This window comes from Streptomyces sp. NPDC048361 (assembly GCF_040651795.1).
In the GTDB taxonomy this organism is placed as follows: Bacteria; Actinomycetota; Actinomycetes; order Streptomycetales; family Streptomycetaceae; genus Streptomyces.
In genome coordinates this window covers 171,727-193,510 of sequence record NZ_JBEZKW010000001.1, presented here as the reverse complement: position 1 = coordinate 193,510, position 21,784 = coordinate 171,727, and the positions used below count along the sequence as shown (strand labels likewise).

At 71.6% G+C, this 21,784-nt stretch carries 15 protein-coding genes and 1 pseudogene; 7 read left to right on the top strand and 9 right to left on the bottom strand.

Annotated features, from left to right (window positions below):
* Positions 1-160: 160 nt before the first annotated feature.
* The 5 genes from AB0D31_RS00860 to AB0D31_RS00840 form a co-directional block, all read right to left on the bottom strand.
* Positions 161-1,141 (bottom strand): TerC family protein, encoded by a 981-nt coding sequence (locus tag AB0D31_RS00860; protein ID WP_362715070.1) that lies wholly within the window; start codon positions 1,139-1,141, stop codon positions 161-163.
* Between the two features lie 243 nt (positions 1,142-1,384).
* Positions 1,385-3,463 (bottom strand): TerD family protein, encoded by a 2,079-nt coding sequence (locus AB0D31_RS00855; RefSeq protein ID WP_362715068.1) that lies wholly within the window; start codon positions 3,461-3,463, stop codon positions 1,385-1,387.
* 203 nt (positions 3,464-3,666) lie between these two features.
* Positions 3,667-4,245, bottom strand: coding sequence for a TerD family protein (locus AB0D31_RS00850; RefSeq protein ID WP_362715065.1), 579 nt, complete (start codon positions 4,243-4,245; stop codon positions 3,667-3,669).
* Between the two features lie 167 nt (positions 4,246-4,412).
* Positions 4,413-6,536 (bottom strand): excinuclease ABC subunit UvrB, encoded by a 2,124-nt coding sequence (uvrB, locus tag AB0D31_RS00845; protein ID WP_362715062.1) that lies wholly within the window; start codon positions 6,534-6,536, stop codon positions 4,413-4,415.
* Between the two features lie 51 nt (positions 6,537-6,587).
* A complete protein-coding gene (locus tag AB0D31_RS00840; RefSeq protein WP_362715059.1) occupies positions 6,588-7,454 on the bottom strand; it encodes an MHYT domain-containing protein in 867 nt (288 codons plus the stop codon).
* A gap of 235 nt (positions 7,455-7,689) precedes the next feature.
* On the opposite strand from AB0D31_RS00840, the gene AB0D31_RS00835 reads away from it, so the two are divergent.
* Positions 7,690-8,241: a methylated-DNA--[protein]-cysteine S-methyltransferase gene (locus AB0D31_RS00835; RefSeq protein WP_362715056.1), complete on the top strand. Its 552-nt coding sequence runs from the start codon at positions 7,690-7,692 to the stop codon at positions 8,239-8,241.
* A gap of 130 nt (positions 8,242-8,371) precedes the next feature.
* Here AB0D31_RS00835 and AB0D31_RS00830 read toward each other — a convergent pair whose 3' ends face one another.
* Positions 8,372-8,764 (bottom strand): cupin domain-containing protein, encoded by a 393-nt coding sequence (locus tag AB0D31_RS00830; protein ID WP_362715053.1) that lies wholly within the window; start codon positions 8,762-8,764, stop codon positions 8,372-8,374.
* 146 nt (positions 8,765-8,910) lie between these two features.
* Here AB0D31_RS00830 and AB0D31_RS00825 point away from each other — a divergent pair, with 146 nt between their 5' ends.
* Positions 8,911-9,843 (top strand): pseudouridine-5'-phosphate glycosidase, encoded by a 933-nt coding sequence (locus AB0D31_RS00825; RefSeq protein ID WP_362715050.1) that lies wholly within the window; start codon positions 8,911-8,913, stop codon positions 9,841-9,843.
* A gap of 215 nt (positions 9,844-10,058) precedes the next feature.
* Entirely contained in the window at positions 10,059-10,943 is an 885-nt protein-coding gene (locus AB0D31_RS00820; RefSeq protein ID WP_362715251.1) for a PfkB family carbohydrate kinase, read from the top strand.
* A gap of 111 nt (positions 10,944-11,054) precedes the next feature.
* Here the strand turns inward: AB0D31_RS00820 and AB0D31_RS00815 are convergent, their stop codons facing one another.
* On the bottom strand, positions 11,055-11,699 hold the full coding sequence (locus tag AB0D31_RS00815; protein WP_362715047.1) for a uridine kinase: 645 nt from the start codon (positions 11,697-11,699) through the stop codon (positions 11,055-11,057).
* A gap of 269 nt (positions 11,700-11,968) precedes the next feature.
* On the opposite strand from AB0D31_RS00815, the pseudogene AB0D31_RS00810 reads away from it, so the two are divergent.
* From AB0D31_RS00810 to AB0D31_RS00795, 4 genes and pseudogenes are all read left to right on the top strand, one after another.
* Positions 11,969-12,601 (top strand): annotated as a pseudogene (locus tag AB0D31_RS00810) (DUF2293 domain-containing protein); the annotation flags it as partial.
* A 429-nt stretch (positions 12,602-13,030) separates the two neighbouring features.
* Positions 13,031-14,380 (top strand): MFS transporter, encoded by a 1,350-nt coding sequence (locus tag AB0D31_RS00805; protein WP_362715248.1) that lies wholly within the window; start codon positions 13,031-13,033, stop codon positions 14,378-14,380.
* A gap of 36 nt (positions 14,381-14,416) precedes the next feature.
* Positions 14,417-14,974: a hypothetical protein gene (locus tag AB0D31_RS00800; protein ID WP_362715245.1), complete on the top strand. Its 558-nt coding sequence runs from the start codon at positions 14,417-14,419 to the stop codon at positions 14,972-14,974.
* A gap of 117 nt (positions 14,975-15,091) precedes the next feature.
* On the top strand, positions 15,092-17,305 hold the full coding sequence (locus AB0D31_RS00795; RefSeq protein ID WP_362715044.1) for a TerD family protein: 2,214 nt from the start codon (positions 15,092-15,094) through the stop codon (positions 17,303-17,305).
* Positions 17,306-17,442: 137 nt separating this feature from the next.
* Here AB0D31_RS00795 and AB0D31_RS00790 read toward each other — a convergent pair whose 3' ends face one another.
* A complete protein-coding gene (locus tag AB0D31_RS00790) occupies positions 17,443-18,690 on the bottom strand; it encodes an SWIM zinc finger family protein (RefSeq protein ID WP_362715041.1) in 1,248 nt (415 codons plus the stop codon).
* Positions 18,687-21,743, bottom strand: coding sequence for a DEAD/DEAH box helicase (locus AB0D31_RS00785; protein WP_362715038.1), 3,057 nt, complete (start codon positions 21,741-21,743; stop codon positions 18,687-18,689). Before AB0D31_RS00785 ends, AB0D31_RS00790 begins: the two co-directional genes overlap by 4 nt.
* Positions 21,744-21,784 lie beyond the last annotated feature (41 nt).

Genomic DNA, 21,784 nt, shown 5'->3' with positions numbered 1-21,784 from the left:
GCGGAATCGGAGACGACCCCCCGCGCAGAGAACCGGGGCGGAATCGGAGACGACCCCCCGCGCAGAGAACCGGGGCGGAATCGGAGACGACCCCCCGCGCAGAGAACCGGGGCGGAATCGGAGACGACCCCCGCGCAGGGAGCCGTCTCGATCCATCCGGTCAGGCGCCGATGCTGTCCTTCTCCGGAGCCTCGTGCGCCGTCTGCTTCCTGACCGCGACGAGGCTGGTGATCGTGGTGATGATCAGCACGCCGCAGATGACGCCGAGGGAGACCGGGATAGAGATCTCCGGGACATTCACCCCGTTCTCGTGCAGGGCGTGCAGCACCAGCTTCACGCCGATGAAGCCGAGGATCACCGAGAGGCCGTAGCTGAGGTGGACCAGCTTCTTGAGCAGCCCGCCGATCAGGAAGTACAGCTGGCGCAGACCCATCAGCGCGAAGGCGTTGGCGGTGAAGACGATGTACGGGTCCTGGGTGAGGCCGAAGATCGCCGGGATCGAGTCCATCGCGAAGAGCACGTCGGTGGTGCCGATGGCGAGCATGACGACCATCAGCGGCGTCATGATCTTCTTGCCGTTCTTCGCCACGAACAGCTTGGTGCCGTGGTACCTGTCGGCGACACCGAACTTCTTCTCGACGGACTTCAGGAGGCGGTTCTCCTCGAACTCCTCCTCCTCGCCACCGGAGCGCGCCTCCTGGATGAGCTTCCAGGCGGTGTAGATCAGGAACGCGCCGAAGATGTAGAAGACCCACGAGAAGTTGGCAATGACCGCCGCGCCGGCCGCGATGAACAGGGCGCGCAGTACGAGGGCGATCAACACGCCGAAGAGCAACACCCGTTGCTGCAGGTGGGAGGGGACCGAGAACTTCGCCATGATCAGGATGAAGACGAAGAGGTTGTCGACGGAGAGCGACTTCTCGGTGATGAAGCCGGCGAAGAACTCGCCCGACGCCTGGCTGGTGCCGAAGATCAGCAGGCCCACGCCGAAGAGCGCGGCCAGCACGATCCAGACCACGGTCCAGATGCCGGCTTCCTTGACCGACACGTCATGGGGCTTGCGCCCGATGAAGAAGTCGGCCGCGATCAGGGCACACAGACCAAGGATGGTCAGTACCCACAGGGTCATTGAAACGTCCACTGCGCCTCCGGCGTCGTACGGCTACTGATCAGCGTCGTCGCTGCCGGAGGTCTCTTCCACCCGGGCGCCTTCCCTCGCGCCGCGGGCCGGCGCCCCGGGACCCGTCCCGTGGGTCCGTATTGACGGGAACGCCGCAGTCGGGAGTACTCCCCTCCGCTGAGAGGAAGCCTACCCGAATACCCAAGAAAAGGTAAAGAGATTGGTAAAGGGAAGCCAAGTCCCCAGGTGGGTGCGGTCGGTGGGCTAACGAGGCCACGCCTCGCGTGCCTCGCCGACCTGGCCGAGCACCTGCTCCACGATCCGGCTGCTCGGCGGCGCCAGCGGCGGCTCGTACGTCCAGGCGTGCCCCACCCACGGGTCGGCGAGGTGGTCCTCGGGGACCGGGGTCAGCCGCAGCAGCGAGCGCCACAGCGGCTGCAGCACCGGTCCGTACTCACTCGCGTCATCGCGGTCCGCGACGAGCAGGAGGTGGACGCCCACCGAGGGCCCCTCGTCGGCGAGGTAGCGCAGCTGGTTCAGGGCGCGGTCGTCGAAGCCGTGCGGAAAGTCGTTGACGATCAGAAGCTGCTCGGAGGTGTCCAGAGTGGGCGGCAGGGCGTCGGCGCCCGCGCCGCCCCGGACAGCCATCTGCACCAGGTCCACCCGCTCGGTCAAGCGGGCCAGCACCTGGCTCACCCCCGCGGCGCCCGCGGCGGGAGGCGCGGCCAGCACCCCGGCCCGGGTGAGCGGGGCCAGCCGGGCCGCGGCCGAGCCCGCCGGATCGATGACATGGACGGTGAACTCGTGGGCCGGGTAGACCGCGAGCAGCCGGGCCGCGATCGCCACGGCTGTGTCCACCGCGAGGCCCTTGATCTGGGCGGAATCCATGAACGCGGCCGCCTCGGAGCCGACGCGGCCGGCGTCGATCCACAGACCCCGCTCCAACGGCAGCCTGACCAGCATCGGAATGCGCAATTCCGGCTGCTCGGGCAGCCGGACGTCGCCGAGCCGCAGAGCCATGGGGAGCTCCATCGGCACCCGGTAGGCATGCCAGACGGGGTTGTCCCAGCGGGCGTACGCCGGCGGCAGCGCGGGCTCGACGACTTCGGACTCGGCGGTCAGCTGCGCGAGGTCCCGGTCGAGCACTTCCCTGGCCCGGGCGACGAGGTCCTCCCGCTTGGCGCGTGCCTGTTCGCGCGCCTGCTCCCCGGCGGAACCCAGGCGGCCGCGCGGGTCGGACAGGGCCCGGTCGAGCTCCTGCTCCTCGCGCGAATCCGCGAAGTCGACGGCGCTGCGGTAGGCGGCGACAGCACGCGCCAGATCCTCGAACATGCCCCACACCTGGTTGTAGAGCCGCTCGTCCAGGGACCAGCCGCTTGCGTCGCCCGCGACCGGGCGAGCGGGCTCGCCGGGGGCGGCGGCCGGCGCGGCGGGGGGCGGTGGCGGCGGTGTGCCGGTCCGGCGGCGCGGATGCGTGTAGCTGATGGGGCCGTTGTCGCCGACCGCCTGCTGCGGCACCGCGGACGATGGCCCGGCGGCGCCCGCACCCGCGGCGGCCGGAGCGGCGGGGGTATGGGCATCCGCGGCGGGCGGGGCCTCGGGGGCACAGGCGCCCTCGGTGGCCGGAGCCTGGGCGGGCTGCGCGAGGCCCCGGGCGGGCGGCTCTGTGGCGGGCGGCTCTGTGGCGGGCGGCTCGATGGCGGCCTGCGCGGACCCGCCGGCCGGCGACGCTCCGGTGGCGCGCACGCGGGCGCCGCTCGTACGTGGCGTAGGCGCCGCCACCGAACGGGAGACGCCTACCGCGATCGCTTCCTGGATGGCGGCGGCCAGCTGCCCGGCCCCGGACAGGCCGTGGTCGGCCAGCAGCTCGGCGAGGCCGCCCGCATACCCCTGGCCGACGGCACGAACCTTCCAGGCGCCCTGGCGGCGGTAGAGCTCGATCGCGACGACCGCGGATTCCTCGCCCAGGCCGGTGATCGTGTAGCTGGCGATCTCCGTGCCGTCGAGTCCGGTGACGGCCACGAAGGGCGCGGCGACGGCGGCGAACCGGACGGGCCCCGGTGTCCCGAGCGGCAGCGCGAGGAGCACGCCGACGCGGTGCACACCCTCGCCCACGGCTTCCAGGTCCACGGCGAGGCGGTGATCGGCGGCGGCCTGCCGGGAGACCTCGACGCCGGGCAGGGCCGGCGAGCCCGGGTGGGCGACCCGCTCTGCGGCCCGCACCTTTCCCTGCTCGTCGCCGAGCGTCGCGCCCGCCACGAGCCGGGTACCGGCCGACACCCGGATTTCCAGTCGGGTCTGGGGCAGGGGATGGTTCTGTCCCCGTACCAGCTCGGCCGTCATCGCCTCTGTCCCCTCGTCGAGTTGATGGTGGTGCGTGTGCGGTCGTGCGCGGCGGCGCGTCGTGGTTGTGGTGCAGCTCCCGGCGGCGGCGTGCCTCCGGGAGCTGCGGTGTTTCGTGCTGCGGTATGCGGCAGCTGCGGTCTTCGGTACTGCTGTGTTCAGTACTGCTGTGTTCAGGCCGCTGCGTCCGTACCCCGAAGCGGTCAGAGGTGGGGAAGGATCGCCGGCATCAGGTCCTGGAAGGTGCGGCCGTTGGCCGGGTTGCCGATGGCCGTCATCTGCCAGCCGCTGCCCGCGCGGTGCACCTTGGCCATGATCTGCGCCGTGTACTGACCGCCGCCGTCCAGCGTGTAGCGGGCCAGCTCCTGGCCGTTGGTCTCGTCGACGAGGCGACAGAACGCGTTCTGCACCTCCTGGAACGTCTGGCCGGTGAACGAGTTCACCGTGAAGACGATCTGGTCGATGTGGACCGGCACACGGGCGAGGTCGACGAGGATCGACTCGTCGTCACCGCCCTGGCCCGCACCGCCCACGAGATTGTCCCCGGTGTGCCGCACCGAGCCGTCGTCGCTGACGAGGTGGCGGAAGAAGACCACGTCCACGGGCTGCTTGTCGGCGAAGAGCACCGCCGAGGCGTCCAGGTCGATCTCCTGCGTCCGCTTGCCGAACAGGCCCCGGCGCGGGGCCGCCTGCCAGCCGAGCCCCATCCGCACCGCGGTCAGGGTGCCGCCACCCTGCTTCTCCAGGCTGATGGCCTGACCCTTGGACAGATTGACCGTCACGCGCTGTCCCCTCTCCCCATGTGTCGTTCTTGACATGCTTTGCGTTGTTGTTCGTTCTCGGGCCCGACCCTACGCAGTGACGCACCCCACGCCACTACGCGCGCGCTTTTTGTGGCGGTGTTGCAACACACCGCCACACGCCCGTTCCCGTCCCCGCGCCCCGCCGGTCAGGCGAGCCCCGCCTCCCTCATCTGACGGAGCTCCTTCTTCAGTTCGCCGACCTCGTCGCGCAGCCGGGCCGCCACCTCGAACTGCAGGTCCGCGGCCGCGGCCCGCATCCGGTCGGTCATCTCCTCGATGATTCCCGCCAGTTCGGCCGCCGGCCGGTCGGTGAGCTCCTTCTTGGCGCCCTTGGCGGCCTTCGCCGCCTTGCCGCCGAGGGAGGGAACCGGCGCCTTGGCGGCCTTCCCCTCCTTGCCCTGGCGGTATCCGGTGCCGAGCAGCTGCTCGGTGTCGACCTCTTCGCGCGCGATGCTCGCGGCGATGTCGCTGATCTTCTTGCGAAGGGGCTGCGGGTCGATACCCCTCTCCGTGTTGTAGGCGATCTGCTTCTCACGGCGCCTGTTGGTCTCCTCGATGGCCTTCTCCATCGCCGGGGTGACGCGGTCGGCGTACATGTGGACCTGGCCGGAGACGTTTCGTGCCGCACGACCGATGGTCTGGATCAGGGAGGTGCCCGAACGCAGGAAGCCCTCCTTGTCGGCGTCGAGGATCGCCACCAGGGAGACCTCGGGCAGGTCGAGGCCCTCACGCAGCAGGTTGATGCCGACCAGCACGTCGTACTCACCGGCCCGCAGTTCGCGCAGCAGCTCGATGCGGCGCAGGGTGTCCACGTCACTGTGCAAGTAGCGCACCTGGATGCCCAGTTCGAGGAAGTAGTCGGTGAGGTCCTCGGCCATCTTCTTGGTCAAGGTGGTGACCAGGACGCGCTCGTCCTTCTCGGTGCGCTGCCGGATCTCGTGCACCAGGTCGTCGATCTGCCCCTCGGTGGGCTTGACCACGACCTCCGGGTCGACCAGGCCGGTCGGGCGGATGATCTGCTCCACGAAACCGTCGCCGCGGGAGAGCTCGTACTTGCCGGGTGTTGCCGACAGGTAGACGGTCTGGCCGACACGGCCCAGGAACTCCTCCCACTTGAGCGGCCGGTTGTCCAGCGCGGAGGGCAACCGGAAGCCGTGGTCGACGAGGGTGCGCTTGCGGGAGGCGTCGCCCTCGTACATCGCGCCGATCTGCGGCACGGTGACGTGCGACTCGTCGAGGACCAGCAGGAAGTCCTCGGGGAAGTAGTCGATGAGGGTGTTGGGCGCGGTGCCGGGGTCGCGGCCGTCGAAGTGCATCGAATAGTTCTCGACGCCCGAGCAGCTGCCGATCTGGCGGAGCATCTCCAGGTCGTACGTGGTGCGCATGCGCAGCCGCTGCGCCTCCAGGAGCTTGCCCTGCTTCTCCAGCTCCGCCAGGCGCTGCTCCAACTCCTTCTCGATGCCGGTGACGGCCTTCTCCATGCGCTCCGGGCCCGCCACATAGTGGCTGGCGGGGAAGACGTAGAGCGACTGGTCCTCGCTGATGATCTCGCCGGTGATCGGGTGGAGGGTGGACAGGGCCTCGATCTCGTCCCCGAACATCTCGATGCGGACGGCCAGTTCCTCGTAGACCGGGAAGATCTCGATGGTGTCGCCGCGTACCCGGAAGGTGCCGCGGGCGAACGCCATGTCGTTGCGGGTGTACTGGATGTCGACGAAGCGGCGCAGCAGCTGGTCGCGGTCGATCTCGTCGCCGACCTTCAGCTGCACCATGCGGTCGACGTACTCCTGCGGGGTGCCCAGACCGTAGATGCAGGAGACCGACGCGACCACGATCACGTCCCGCCGGGTCAGCAGCGAGTTGGTCGCCGAGTGGCGCAGCCGCTCGACCTCCTCGTTGATCGAGGAGTCCTTCTCGATGTAGGTGTCCGATTGCGGGACGTACGCCTCGGGCTGGTAGTAGTCGTAGTACGACACGAAGTACTCGACGGCGTTGTTGGGCAGCAGCTCACGGAACTCGTTGGCCAGCTGGGCGGCGAGCGTCTTGTTCGGCGCCATGACGAGCGTGGGGCGCTGGAGCTTCTCGATCATCCAGGCGGTCGTCGCCGACTTTCCGGTGCCGGTGGCGCCGAGCAGGACGACATCCTTCTCACCTGCACGGATGCGCTTCTCCAGCTCGGCGATGGCCGCCGGCTGGTCACCGCTGGGCTGGTAGGGACTGACGACCTCGAAGGGCGCCACCGTACGTTCGATCTTGGAAACGGGCCGCATGCAACCACCGTACGACCCGCCACTGACAACCGCGGTCCGATCGCGTTCCGGTCACCAGTCGTGCGGCGACGCGGAGCCCTCGCGCGGCGGCTCGGACGCCGCCCAGCTGGTGCGTTCCGGGAAGGACGGGCGGTGCCTCGGCGTGGGGATCTGACGTGGCGGGCGCTTCTGCCACTCCGGCTTGCCCATCACCACCAAGGGGTCGAACATCACGACCACCCCGGCCAGGACCAGGAAAGCGACCGGCCCGATCAGCATGGGGGCGAGCAGGGCGGCCGGCGACTCCCCGCCGCCGGAGGTACCGGCGGCGCCGCCGTGCAGCTGGACGGTGAGCGCGGCCATGCCGGTGTAGTGCATGCCGCTGACCGCGACCCCCATGACGAGGCTGGCCACCAGGCTCGCCATGAACCCGTGCACGGAGACCGCAGCCCACAGCGCGGCGGTGGCCGCCACCACGGCGATCACGACCGAGACGCCGACGACGAAGGTGTTGTACTCGAACTCCCCGTTCATCTTGATCCCGGCCATACCGAGGTAGTGCATGGTGGCCACGCCGAGCCCGGTGATGGTGCCGCCGGTGACCAGCGCCATGGGTGTGGCACCCCGGTAGCCGACGATGAAGATGCCGATGCCGACCATCACGATCGCCACGACGAGGCTGGCGAAGGTGATGCCGCGGTCGTAGCCCAACGGCGCCTCGTGGACGCTGAAGCCCATCATCGCGATGAAGTGCATCGTCCAGATGCCCGAACCTATGGACGTGGCACCCAGTGCGAGCCAGGCGGCCTTGAAGGAGCGCCCGCTCAGCACGGACCGCGCGGTGCAGCGCAGCCCGAGTGCGCCGCCTAGACAGGCCATGATGAACGCCGCCACCGGCGTCACCAGGCCATAGCTGAATCCGTCGACCGTCCCGTGCATACTCGTGTGCCCTTCACCCCGTACCGACTGAAGAGGCCCTACTCCTGTTGCGGCCCTGGTTTCGGGGCGACATTAGGGCTCGCTGCGCGACAGGCAAACATTTTCCGGGCAATTTATCGACTCCGGGCGCTTGGGGCGTTCCCCTCTGGGCGGATCTGTTCGCTTTGGCGCCCCGTTTCTCCCTTCCTGAGCGGACCGGACCGCGTTGTCAGTGGGCGGCCGTACCGTGGTCGGCATGGACAGCAACGCGCAGTTCGTCGAGTGGACCGTGGTCGACAGCGCCATCGGTCCGCTGCTCCTGGCCGCGACGGGCCAGGGCCTGGTGAACGTGGTGTTCCACGCCGGCGAGGCGGTACGTGACCGCGCCATGCGTGGCCTGGCCGCCCGGTTCGGCATCGAGCCGGCGCCGGCCGTGCCCGGCCGAGCGGGCCCCTTGGAGGAGCCCATACGCCAGATCGGGGCCTACTTCGACGGCCGGCTGCGCGACTTCACGCTGCCGCTCGACTGGTCACTGGCGTCCGGATTCAACCGGCAGGTACTGCGCGAGCTCGCCGCCGGGGTCTCGTACGGCACGGTGGTGGGTTACGGCGATCTGGCCGGCCGGGTCGGACAGCCGAGGGCGGCACAGGCCGTGGGGGCGGCCATGGGGGCCAACCCGCTGCCCTTGGTGGTGCCCTGTCACCGGGTGGTGGAGAGCGACGGCGGGCTCGGCGGTTTCGGCGGTGGCCTGGAGACCAAGCGGCAGCTGCTCGCGCTCGAAGGGGTTCTGCCGCAGCCACTGTTCTGAGCTGCCGCGGCGGCGCTCTCCGGCGGGGCGGCGTGCCCAGGCAGTACGGCACGCCCAGGCAGTACGGCCCTCCCTCGGCGGGGCGCCGGCTCCCGCCTCAGCGGGTTCGTGTACGGGCTGTACCAGGGGCCTACAGGCTGACCTGGTAGGCCTTGCGGAGCGTCTCGTGCACGGTCCAGGTCGTGCGATCGCCTTCCCGCAGTACGCAGACGTCACCGGGGCCGAGCTGCAGGGTGGCGCCGCCCGTCACCTCGACGGTGGCGCGGCCGCTGACCACCACGAAGAGTTCGTCCGCCTCGGTGTCGGTGACGACGCCCGGGGTGATCTGCCAGATGCCCCGGACCTGCTTGCCGTCCGGCGACTCCCAGAGCACCTTCCCGGTCACCTCGGGGGCTCCGGAGACGATCTGGGCCGGGTCCAGCGGCTCGGGTTCCAGTTCCGCGTCGGACACGCGCACGGCGAAGGAGGCAGGTCCAAGGGGGCTTCGGCCGGCGGGGGCGGTGGCGTCGTCCATGGTGCTCATGGCCGCTCAACCTATCCGCGCGGGGGCGGGGCTTCGAGCGACAGTGCGGCGAGCTCCTGGCCTTCCCGCGCGACACACTGTCGAGCGTGTCCCGGTGGCCGCACCGGGGGCGTTTATCCGGCCCCACGCCGCGCCAGGGATGGGACATGTCCTGTGACGACGTACGTGACGCGAGCGAGATCACCGGCGCCTCCGAGATCTCGGAGGAAGTACGGACCGCCCTCCAAGAGGGCCGCCCCGTCGTGGCCCTGGAGTCGACGATCATTTCGCACGGCCTTCCCCGGCCACGCAATCTGCGGGTCGCCCAAGAGCTGGAGGAGCTGGTACGGGCGGCGGGAGCCGTCCCCGCGACGGTCGCCGTCCTGGATGGACGCCCCCGAGTGGGCCTGGACAAGGGGCAGTTGGAGCGCGTCGCCAACGACGAGCTGCGCAAGCTCGGCCACCGTGACCTGCCGATGGCCCTGGCGACGGGGGCAAGCGGGGCGACCACGGTATCGGCCACCGCCTTCCTGGCGGAGCGGGCCGGGTTGCGCGTCTTCGCGACGGGCGGGCTCGGCGGCGTACACCGTGAGTGGGACCGGACGCAGGACGAGTCGGCGGATCTGCGGCTGCTCGCCAGGACGCCGATCGCGGTGGTGTGCGCGGGCGTCAAGTCGATCCTCGACGTTCCGGCCACGTTGCAGCGCCTGGAGACGCTCGGGGTCCCCGTGGTCGGCTACGGCACCGATCGCTTCCCCGGGTTCTACCTGTCCAGTTCGGGCGAGCCCGTCGACTGGACGGTGTGGACGCCACGGGAGGCGGCGGACGTTCTGCGGGCCCATCGCTCGCTCGCGCTCGGCTCGGCCGTGATCCTGGCCAACCCCGTACCGGAGTCCGAACAGCTCGATCCCCGGCTGCACGACGAGGTGCTCGCGGCAGGCCTCGCCGCCTGCCGCGCCGAAGGCGTCACGGGGCAGGCGGTCACGCCCTTCCTGCTCACCTACCTCGTCGACCACACGCGGGGTGCCTCCCTGGAGGCCAACGTGGCGGCCGTACGCGGCAATGTGCGGCTCGCGGCGGAGATCGCGACGGCGCTGTGAAGGCGGTCGGCGGCGCCGGAGAAGAGGGCGACCTCGCCGGAGGCGGCTTGGCCGGAGTCGCCAGGGCGGGAGGCGGCTTGGCCGGAGGCGGACTCCCCGGGGGCCACCCGGCCGGAGGCGGCCTCCCCGCAGGCGGCCTTCCCGGAAGCCACCCAGCCGGGGGCAGCCTTGCCGGGGACGGCCTCTCAAGGGGCGAGGCGGCTCGGGGTGGGCTCCTGGTGGTCGGGGATGTCGTCACCGACGTCGTCGCCCGGTATCGGGGGCCCCTCAGCACCGCCACGGACACGGCGGCCGACATCCGTACGGTGCCGGGCGGCGCGGGCGCCAACGCGGCCTGCTGGGCAGCTCATTCGGGCTGCCCGGATGTGCGGCTGCTCGCCCGGGCCGGCCGGGACGCGGCCGCCTGGCACGAGCTCCAATTGCGCCGCGCGGGCGTACGCCCCCTGCTGATCGCCGACGCGGATGCGCCGACCGCGACCGTGATCTCCCTGGTCGACGCGGCGACGGCGGAGCGCACCTTCCTCACCGACAGCGGTGCCGTGCACCACATGGGCCCCGCCGACTGGTCACCCGCCCTCCTCGACGGCGTCGCCCACCTCCACCTGTCCGGGTACCTCCTGTTCGCCGACCGGAGCCGCCAACTCGCCCTACTGGCAAGGGATGCAGCCGACCAGAAGGGTGTCACCGTGAGCCTCGACCCGGCGTCCTCCGGCTTCCTCGCCGACCTCGGCGTCGAACGGTTCCTGGCGATGGCCGAAGGAGTGGACGTGCTGCTCCCCAACGCGGACGAGGCTACATATCTGACCGGTCTGCCCGAACCCGCCGAGGCGGCGGCCAAGTTGAGCCGGGTGTTCCCCTTGGTCGCGGTCACGCTCGGGCCGGCCGGCGCGCTGGCGGCCGCCGCCGGGGAGGTCGTCGCGAGGGTACCGGCGCCGACGGCCGAGGCCCTTGACTCCACGGGTGCGGGCGACGCCTTCACTGGCGGCTTCCTCGCCGCCCGGCTGCTGGGTGCGTCCCCCGCGGAGGCAGCGGCGGCGGGCTGCCGGGCCGGGGCACAGGCGGTGGCCATGGTGGGAGGACGGCCGCCGGCGCTGGGGTAGAGGACGACGGCCGCCCTTTGCGCCCCACGACGGCCGCCCATGCGCCCCGCACACACCTCTCACGCCCGACTCGGCCTACCCATCCTTCTCGGCCTTCTCGGCCTTCTCGCTCTACTCGTCCTCCGTCGCCTCCCACGCCGGATGGCGGGGGTCGTCGACCCGCACCACGACATCGGCCGCGTCCGTCGGCCGCACCTCGGACTCGTACCGCTCGAACGCGCTGAGCGTCCAGCGGGAGCTCTCCTCCGTTCGGCGGCGCAACGCGTGGGGCGAGAGGCGCAGGTGCACCGTGAGGTCGAAGGGGAACCAGCGGCCCAGCAGCAGGGGGCCGTGCACGATCAGCACGCCTCCTTCCGGCAGGAGTTGGTAGGGGCTCCGGGTCGCCCGATCTCTCACCGGGTCCCACAGATCCGGCAGTACCCGTCCGGTGCCGCCCGGATCCAGTGGCCCGAAGACCTCCCGCCACAGCGCGCCGGTGTCGAACCAGCCGTCGTAGTACGCGTCCGGGTCCTGGCGGCCGAATTCGTAGCGGAGCGACGCGGGCCGCAGGAAGCCCTCGGTGGAGACGGCGAGCACGGATCTGCCGCGCAGCCGGAGTGATTCCGCGAGGCGTCGCGCGAGCTCTCCGGTGCGGGCCGCGGGCGCGCCGTCGATGCCTACGCGCAGCCACGGGCCACCGTCGGCGGGCTTCAGATGCGCAGCCCGTTCCGCGAGGGCGTCGGTCAGCCGTTCCCAGGTGATCGCTTCGAATCGCACGACCCCATCATGCTTGGCGCGCGATCACGTTCGGTGCTCGATCACGTTCGGTGCTCGATCAACTTCGGTGCTCGGCCCGCGTGATCGCCCAGAGTTCCCAGGAGAGCCCCGCCAACGTCACGCTGCGGAACGCTGCGGCGCCGGTCGCCTGAGCGGCCTGTTCCAGGGGGCGTTGAGCGGGGAATCAGGGAGAGGAAGGGGAGGCAACGCGTGCATGGGGGCGCAGGCAAGGCCGACCAAGGGGGGCGCAGGCAAGGAGGGCCGTCGCCATTCTCGTCATAGAACCCCGGCGCCATCACCGTTGCACCGCGTGCGATCGCGGGCCGTTGCGCCATCTCGTCCTGGAGTCCGGCTCGCCGCGCTGTCTTGACTGCTCGGACCTGGGACATCTGGTCTTCCTGCCGCGCGGGAACACCGCGCTCACCCGCCGCGCGCGGGCCGCCGGTTCGCTCTCGGCCGTCGTGGTCCGCTTCAACCGGCGTCGACGCCGCTACGAGCGTCAGGGTGTGTTCGTCGAAGAGGGCGCCCTGGCCACGGCGGAGGCCGCCTGCCTTGCCGACGGCGAGGCACGCGCCCGGCGGCGCGCCCGCGACGCCGAGCGGCGGGCCGCCGAGGACGTACGGTTCACCGCGGCCATGACCGAAGAGATCCTGCGGCTCTTCCCGCGCTGCCCGCCGGGGCGTGCTCGCGGCATCGCCGAGCATGCCTCAGTGCGCGGCAGCGGGCGAGTGGGGCGCTCGGCCGCGGGAAGGGCGCTGGACGAGACGGCGGTGACGTTGGCCGTCCGTGCCTCGGTCCGCCATCTGGACACGGTGTACGACGCGCTGCTCATGGCTCGGGTGCCGCACAACCGGGCGCGGGCCAGGGTCGCCGCCGCGATCGACACCGTCCTGGCCGCATGGTCGCTGCCGCAGCCGGCATCCTCGACGCCGCAGGAGTCCTCGACGCCCCCGGACCCCCGAAAGCCTGCGGCGCCCCCGAAGCCCTCGACCCCGGAAGCTCCCTCCGCCCGCTCGGCACCGGAAGCCCCCTCCGACCCCTCCGCGCCCTCCGTCTCCGACCCGTCCGCGCCTCCCGGCTCTTCCGCGCCACGCAGGTCGTCCGCGACCTCCGCACACTCCAGGTCAGCCGCCCCACCCGGGCCCGGCAAGGTAGCCTCCAGGGTCGCGGAAGATGAGCTTCCCCTTGCGTAAGAATTCCATTCACTCACACTTCTTTCGCATAGAAAGATTCCCTTCCGGGGCTCGGGCAGGCAGGATGGCTGCGCTCGACTCAAGCTGCCCGTCCCCGCCGCCCCCAGGCGGGCCCACGCCCAAGGCGAGGTAATGCCGATGCCGAAGCCGGCCACCGCGGAAACCGACGCACCCGAGCGGCTCGCCCCGTCGCTCGACGAGGCGCCCCTGCGCCCCTTTCACCTGCGGGTGACGGCGACGACGTTCGGGGCGAACTTCTCCGACGGCTACGCGCTCGGCATGATCGGCGCGGTCCTGGCCACCCTCACCGACGCCCGGCACCTCTCCGGCGTCTGGCAGGGCCTCCTCGGCGCGTCCGCGCTGATCGGTCTCTTCTTCGGCAGCATCGTGCTCGGCCGCGTCGGCGACATCATCGGCCGGCAGAAGCTGTACATCTACAACTTCGTCCTGATCACCATCGCGTCGGTGCTCCAGCTCTGGGCCCGCGATCCCGCGCTCCTGTTCACGCTGCGCCTGCTCATCGGCTTCGGGCTCGGCGCCGACTACGCGGTGGGCCCGACGATGCTGTCGGAGTTCGCACCCCGCAGGCTCCGGGGCGTCCTCCTGGGCTCCCTCACCGTGATGTGGACCGTCGGTTACGTGATCGCAGGCGTCCTCGGCACCTACCTCGGCAAGTCCGAGGGCGCCGCCTATCTGCTGCTCGCATCCGGCGCCGTACCCGCGCTCCTGGTGCTGCTCCTGCGCATCGGTACGCCCGAGTCGCCGAGCTGGCTGATCAGCCAGGGCAGGATCGAGGAGGCGCGGGCCATCGCGAGGAGGTACCTGAAGTCGGAGCTCGGCCCCGCCGAGGCCGCGCCGGCCCAGCAGCACCACGCGGGGGCGACCGCCGCGTACCGGGAGCTCTTCTCCCCCGGCCAGGCCCGGCGCACCTGGTTCGGCACGGTGTTCTACAGCGCACAGGTGCTGCCCTATTTCGCGATCTACACGTTCATGCCGACCATCCTGGCCGCCCTGGACGTTCCCGACCCGGACCTGCAGAATCTGCTGCTCAACATCTTCCTGCTCGCCGGTGGCGTCATCGGGCTCTGGTTTCTGCAGAAGACCGGCCGACGGCCTTTGACGATCGCCACGTTCGGCATCATGACGGCGGCGCTCGCCTTGATGGGGGCCTTCGCCCATGCCTCGACGATCGCCCTCATGATTCCGTTCCTCATCTACACCTTTGTGATGGCCGGCGCTTCAAACCTCACGCAGGTGTATCCCGCCGAGCTCTACCCGACGCATCTGCGCGCCACCGGCGTGGGTTTCCTCAACGGTACGAGCCGCATCGCCTCGGCCGTCGGCACGTTCATCCTGCCGGTCAGTCTGGAACACCTCGGGCTGAGCGGCTCGATGTACTGGCTGGCCGCGGTTCTCCTCGCCGGCATGCTGGTTTCGCTGGCGTGGGCCCCGGAGACGCGGGAGTCGGTGACGACTTCAGGAGGCTGACGGGGCGGCCGTGGGTATCCCTTCCGCATGACGACTGTGCCGGACCGTCCTCTGCTGCTCCTCGACGTGGACGGTCCCCTCAATCCGTACGCCGCCCGCCTGGCCCGCCTTCGCGGCTACCGCGCCCACCGGCTCCACCCGTCGGTCTGGCTCGCCCGCCAGACCCCGGGCTCCCGTCCCCACCGCCGGGGCCTGCGCGTCCGGCTCAATGCGGCACACGGCGCCCGGCTCCGTTCGCTGCCCTATGAACTCGCCTGGGCCACCACTTGGATGAACGAGGCGAACGAGATGATCGCCCCCGTCATAGGCCTCCCGCCCGACCTCCCGTTCATCGCGTGGCCCGAACTGTTCGCCACCGACCCGGACGGCCTGTACTGGAAGACCAGGCCCCTGCTGAAGTGGGCGGCGGGACGCCCGTTCGCCTGGGTCGACGACATGATCACCGATCTGGACGAGACCTATGTGCGCGACCACCATGACGCGCCCGCACTGCTGGTGCGCGTGCACCCGCGACGGGGGCTGCGGGAGGCGGATTTCAGCACGCTGACCCAGTGGGCGACAACGGCCCGGCCCGAAGAGCGCCGATTACCCTGAGCGCCGGCCACCGCGACCAGTAGGCTGAACCGCTCTTGGGGAGAGCATTAACTTTCCGTGTACAGAGGGCAGTTCGGCCATGCCCGCGCAGCCCTCCATCCCGTGGGGGGAGTTCGAATGCATGAAATGATCAAGGGTGCCAACGTCGGCCTGTCGGCGCTGAGCGAGAACGCCGACTCTGTCATCGTCAGCCTGAGCTGGAACAGCCCGAACGGCGAGGGCGACGCCGATGTCTCCGTACTGCTGCTCGGCCCGAACGGCAGAGTGCGCGACAACGCGGACTTCTTCTTCTACAACAACCCGGCCGCGGCCGACGGCACGGTGCAACTCCTGGGCGTGACACCGTCCGAGAACGGCAGCGAGGACAGGATCAGGCTCGACCTGGCCGCGATTCCGGGCGATGTCGACCGTGTCATCGTCGCCGCCAGCCGCCATCGCCGGGCCCACTTCGGGGAGTTGGAGAACATCCGCCTGGTGGTGGCGGACGGCTCGGGCGACGGGCTGCTCGGCTTCTCCATCGACGGAGCGAGCACGGAGAGCGCGTTCGTCTTCGGCGAGGTCTACCGGCGCGAGAACGCGTGGAAATTCCGGGCCATCGGCCAGGGGTACGACTCCGGGCTCGCCGGACTCGCCACCGACTACGGAATCGAGATCGACGAGGACGACGACCAGGACAGCGAGAGCGAGAGCGACGGCCTCTCCGCCGAATCGGCCGAGTCCGGCGAGTTCGGCGGGGCCGGCGAGGGTGGCGAGGGCGGCGACCCCGGCGAGGGCAACGGGGGTTGTGAATTCAGCGGAGGCAGCAAGACCAGCGATGTCGGCGAGGCCGGCGCCTCCGGCGCCGTCAATGGAGTCGCCGTCGGGTCCGTCGCTCCGACCCCCGCATCCCATACGGCAGTTGAGGGCCCCATCCCGACCGTCGTCGAGGTGCCCATCCAGCGCAGCACCGTGCCGGTCGTAGCGGAGCCGGCCGCGATCGCTGCCGCCGCCCCGCGTCGGCTGCGTACGGCCAAGAAGAAGGTCACGCTGCCCAAGGCGCCCAAGGACTCGCTCGCGGAGAACGACGCGTGGCGCGCCGCGCGGCTGTTCCCGGCCTCCACGCTGAAGAGCGACCGGGAACGCGAGATGCGGGCGACATCCGTGCTGCTGGCCGTGATGACCCAGGTGCCCGAGTTCGGGCGACGGCTCACCGCCGCGTTCGGCGCGCCCGCCGGGCGCATGGAGACCTTCACGGAGGTCTCGCTCCCTCACGGTGACAGCCCCAGGCGGCCCGACGGCGTCATCCGCGTGGAGCGTGCCGGAAAACTGTGGACGGCCCTCGTCGAGACCAAGACCAATGGCAATGCGCTCAAGAGCGAACAGATCCAGGCCTACATGGACATTGCCGCCCGGCGGGGCTACGAGGCGGTCATCACCCTCTCCAACGATGTCGCCCTGGAGGGAAGTTCCCTGGTCGACGTGAAGACCGACGGGCGACGCAAGCACAAGGTCGCCCTGTGGCACCTGTCCTGGGCCGAGGTGACCCAACAGGCGCAGCTCCTCATCCGCCACGAGGGCGTACGCAATGAGGCGCACGCCTGGCTGCTCCAGGAACTGCTGCACTACCTCCAGCACGACAACTCCGGCTGCCACGGCTTCCAGAACATGGGCCCGGCGTGGGTGCCGGTGCGCAACGGCATCGACGAGGAGACCCTGACGCCCGGCGACCCGCGTTCCGTGCAGGTCGTCGAGAGCTGGGAGCGGCTGATTCGCCAGGTCTGTCTGCGGCTCGGCGGTGAACTCGGCGCGAAGGTGGCGCCCGTGCACCGGGTCAAGCGTGGCACCGACCCGCAGACACGCCGGGCCGAACTGGCGCACCGCCTCTGTGTGGACGGGCAGCTGCGGGCCGAGATCCGGGTGGAGGGGACGCCCGGGGTGCTGGGTGTCATCGCCGACCTGCGAATGGGGCGGCTCAGGACGTCCATCGAGATCCCGGCCCCCGAGCAGGGGTATCCGCTGTCCTGGGTGAAGCGCCTGATGCGGCAACTCGCCGAGGCGCCGGCCGACCTGCATGTGCAGACCCTGCTCGCCGGGGGCGGGGCCGGGCCGCGCGGCACCCTGGAGAAGCTGCGCCCAGAGCCCGGTGACCTGCTCCCGAAGGGCCCGGAGGGGATCACTGGATTCCGCCTGTCGCTCTCCAAGAGCGTGGGTCATGCCCGCGGAAACGCCGAGACCGGGTTCATCCGTGGTGTCGACGCGGCGGTGGACGTGTTCCACTCCCATGTGGTGACCCGCCTGGAGCGGCCCCGGGTGACGCAGCGCAAGGCGGTGACACCGGTCACGGAGGCCTGAGGCACCCGTGACCGGTGGCATCGCCGCCGGGCGCGATGGCGCGGCCCGCCGTCGCCGGCCGGCACCCACCCGGTCGGCGCGGTCTCGGTGACGCCCCCGCGTCCGCCGCCTCGTCCGCCGACGGGACCGCCGCGACGTCAGCCGCCGAGGCGGGCGGTGAGGGCCCCCACCGGGTCCGTGTCCGGGACGCCCCGGGGCCACCAGTCGTCGCGGCCGGGGTCCGACTCGTAGCCGTACCAGAGGCCGTCACGGCCGTAGCGGAGCTGGGTGGTGGGGGTGGAGAGGCGGTTGCGGCCGGGCCGGAAGTCGGGGAAGCCGGCGGCGCTCAGGGCGGGGCGGGCCCGGTCGAAGGGGCCGGCCGGCGGGTCCCAGGGGGTTTCGAGGACGGCGAGCGCTTCGAGGCCGCCCTGGCGCCAGGCGGCCACGGCGCGCGCCAAATCCGTGGGGGTGCGGTCGGTGGCCCGGGTCAGGGCGGTGTAGAGGGCCCGGGTGGCGGAGGTGAGCCCGGAGCCGGGGTGCGCCGCGGCCAGGCGCACCGCGTCCTGCCAGGTGGTGAGCGGGGCGATCGGGTCCTGCCCGGTGACGAGCAGGGTGTGGGCGCGGATCGCCGCCTCCGTGGCGAGGAGGTCGAGCGAGAGCGGGTCGGGGCCGCCGTGCACGTCGGGGAAGGCCGGGGGGTGTCCTGGCCTCGACGGTGTGGGGAACGGCGGCGGCAGCGGCGGCCGGGTGCGCGGCTGTACCGCCAACGGAGCCTGGGTGGTGGGGAGTTGAGGCTGCGGGTCCGTCCGCTCCACGGCCATGCGGGTGGCGTTGCGCCGGGTGAGAGCGGCGAGGACCTCCTGCTCGCCGCGCCCGCGCATCAGGAGCAGCACGAACGGGTCCTCGTCCAGGAGGCGGGCCACCTGGTAGCAGAGGGCCGCAGCGTGCTTGCAGGGGTAGCCGTCGTCGGGGCACGAGCAGTCGGGGATCAGGTCGCCGGATGCGGGCAGCAGCGCCGCCTCGTCGGCCAGCGCGTGGGGCAGATCCTTGTCCAGGAGCGCGGCGATGTGGGCCGGTTCCTGGGCAGCGGTGTCGAGGAACTCCTCCCACGCCCCGTCGGGCAGCGTGCGCAGCCGCAGTTCCGTACGGTACGGGCGGGGGCGGGAGCCGTGGACGTAGGCGGTGATGCGGCCGGGCGTGACGGTGATCGCGTCGACGTGACCACCCTGCGCGTAGGCGTGGCCGCGCGCCAGCCGGGCGGCGTCCAGAGCCAGCTCCTCCATGGCCTCCACCCAGGCGTCGCCCCACCAGGTGCCGGTCCGTTCGGAGCGGGCGCCGAGCGCGGGGTAGGTGCGCCGGCGGTCGTCGTGGCGCGTGGTGCGCGGGGAGGGGCGGGCGGCGGTCATGAGGCTCTCCGCAGGGAGATCAGGTCGGCCAGTTCCCGGTCGGTGAGTTCGGTCAGGGCGCTTTCTCCGGATCCCAGGACGGCGTCGGCCAGGCGCCGCTTCTGGTCCAGCATCTCGGCGATGCGCTCCTCCACGGTGCCTTCGGCGATCAGGCGGTGGACCTGCACCGGCTGGGTCTGGCCGATGCGGTACGCGCGGTCGGTGGCCTGTTCCTCCACCGCCGGGTTCCACCAGCGGTCGTAGTGGATGACATGGCCGGCGCGGGTGAGGTTGAGGCCGGTGCCCGCGGCTTTGAGGGAGAGGATGAACACGGGCACCTCGCCGGCCTGGAAGGCGTCGACAAGGCGGTCCCGCTCGGCCACCGGGGTGCCGCCGTGCAGCAGTTGGGAGGGCACGCCCCGTGCGGTGAGGTGGCGGGAGAGCAGCCGGGCCATCGCGACGTACTGGGTGAAGACCAGGACCGAGCCGTCCTCGCTGAGGATGGTGTCCACGAGTTCGTCGAGCAGGGCCAGCTTGCCCGAGCGGGCCGCGAGGCGCGGGGAGTCCTCCTTCAGGTACTGCGCGGGATGGTTGCAGATCTGCTTGAGAGCGGTCAGCAATTTCATGACCTGGGCGCGCCGGGCGATGCCTTCCGCGGCCTCGACGGCGGCCATCACCTCGCGGACGACGGCCTCGTAGAGGGCGGCCTGTTCGCGTGTCAGCGGCACGGGATGGTCGGTCTGCGTCTTGGGGGGCAGCTCGGGCACGATGCCCGGGTCGGACTTCTTCCTCCTGAGGAGGAAGGGCCGGACCAGACGGGCGAGACGCTCCGCCGCGCCGTCGTCCTCGCCGTTCTCCACCAGGCGGGCGTGCCGGGCCCGGAATGCCTTGAGCGGGCCGAGCAGGCCGGGGGTCGTCCAGTCGAGCAGCGCCCACAGCTCGGAGAGGTTGTTTTCCACCGGGGTGCCGGTGAGCGCGACCCGGGCGGGGGCAGGGATGGTGCGCAGCGCTTTGGCGGTGGCCGAGAACGGGTTCTTGACGTGCTGCGCCTCGTCGGCGATCACCATGTTCCAGGCGCGGGCGGCCAGTTGGGGTGCGCTGGTGCGCATGGTGGCGTACGTGGTGAGCACAAAACCGCCTTCGCCGCTCTCCGTCCCCAGGGTGCGGCTGCTGCCGTGGAAGCGGTGCACCGGGACGCCGGGCGCGAAGCGGGCGATCTCGCGCTGCCAGTTGCCGAGCAGGGACGCCGGGCAGATCACCAAGGTGGGCTCGGGGCGGGCGCGGCGCAGATGCAGAGCGATCACGGTGATCGTCTTGCCGAGGCCCATGTCGTCGGCGAGGCAGCCGCCGAGGCCCATGGAGGTCATCATGGACAGCCAGGCCAGGCCGCGCAGTTGGTAGTCGCGCAGCGTCGCGTCGAGCCCCGCGGGCTGTTCGGCTGTCGCGGGCCCTTCCAGGAGGCGGTCGCGCAGCACCGCGAGCGCTCCGGCCGGGACCGCTTCGACGGTCTCGCCGTCGACCTCGGCGGTGCCGGTGAGGGCGACGGACAGGGCGTCCACCGGGTCGAGCAGGCCCAGGTCGCGCTTTCTGGCCTTGCGGACGAGCTCGGGATCGGCGACCACCCACTGGTCGCGCAGCCGCACGATGGGGCGATGGGACTCGGCGAGCACGTCCATCTCGGCGTCGGTGAGCCGTTCACCGCCGAGCGCCAGCTGCCAGTTGAAGGCGAGGAGTTCCCCGGCGTCGAAGAACGAGGTGCCGTCGGTGGCCGAGCCGGGTGCCGGGCGTACGACGGCGGTGGCGCTGAGCGTGCGAGCCAGCTCGCGCGGCCAGTGGACGGTGACGCCCGCCGCGGCCAGCCGCGCCGACGCCGCACCGAGCAGCTCGTACAACTCGGTCTCGGTGAGCGGCAGGACGTCGGGGACACTGCGCTCCAGGAGCAGCCCGAGCGGTGGCCAGACGCGGGCGGCGCGGCGCAGGGCGAGCAGCGCGTCGATCCGCGCCCGGGGACCGAAGGCGTCAACTCCGCTTCCGGTAGCAGCCGTTGGGGACGTGGTGGCGGATCCGCGTCCGGTGGCGGTGGCGCTTGCGGTGACTTCGTCCGACCAGAGGCGGCCGGCGTCGACGACAAGTGTCGGGTCGGCGAGGCTGTGGACCTGGACGATCGCCGAGCCCGCGCGCCGCGGCTCACCTTCCTCTTCGGCCGGCGTGTCGAAGAGCTCGTACCCGGCGAGGTCGAGACGCAGCGAGACCCGGACGCCCGCGTCCATGCCTGCGGCCGCCTCCGCCGCCCAGGCCCGGGCGGCCGGCAGATGCTGCGCGGTGGGCGCGGCGAAGGGCGCCCCGGCGGCGTGGGCCGCGGCCGGGGTACGCGGCAGGGTGTCGGCGACGGCGTCCAGGAAGGCGCGCACCAGGGCTTCCGGCTCGGGCAGCTGAAGCGCGCCGCGGCCGGGGACGGGCACGCCGTACGCCTCGTAGGGCATGGCAGCGGCGATGGCGCGCAGCTGGGCGATGTCGTCCGCGTCGAGCGGGCCGGCCCGCCAGGCGTCGTGCTGGGTCGGGGTGAGGCCGGGCAGCAGTCTGCCGCGCGCGACGAGGTGCAGGGCGTGCAGCGCGGCGGCGCCCCAGCACGCCGCTGCCGGGTGGGCGGCAGGGTGGCGCCGGGCCTCGATCAGGAGCGGAAGGGATTCGGCGACCGGAACGAGAAGGGCGGCGACCTTGCGGCTGCGGGCGCCCCCGCCGTGGCGGCGCACCACGGTCAGCTCGGCCACCTCTCCCGCCGGGCCGTCGGCTCCTTGCGGCAGGGGCCCCTGGTCCGGGTTCCAGAACGCGACCTTGCCCTCGCGGGGCAGTCCGGCGGGCAGGAACACGGCGGCCGCCGTCACCCCCGGCCAGGCGCGGGGCGCGTGCTCGGCGCCGCCGGTCCCGGCCCGCGCCACCGAGACGCCGTAGGGGCCGGCGTCGTCCTCGGTGCGCTCGGGCCGGCGGTCGGGGTGGTGGCGCCAGGCGGGCGGGGCCTGCCCTGAGGCAACCGGCTCCCGCTCGCCGTGCCGCATCGGTGTCGGCCGGTCCATCGCCGGTCACCTCCCTTCGTCCGCACGGTCATGGTCCGTCG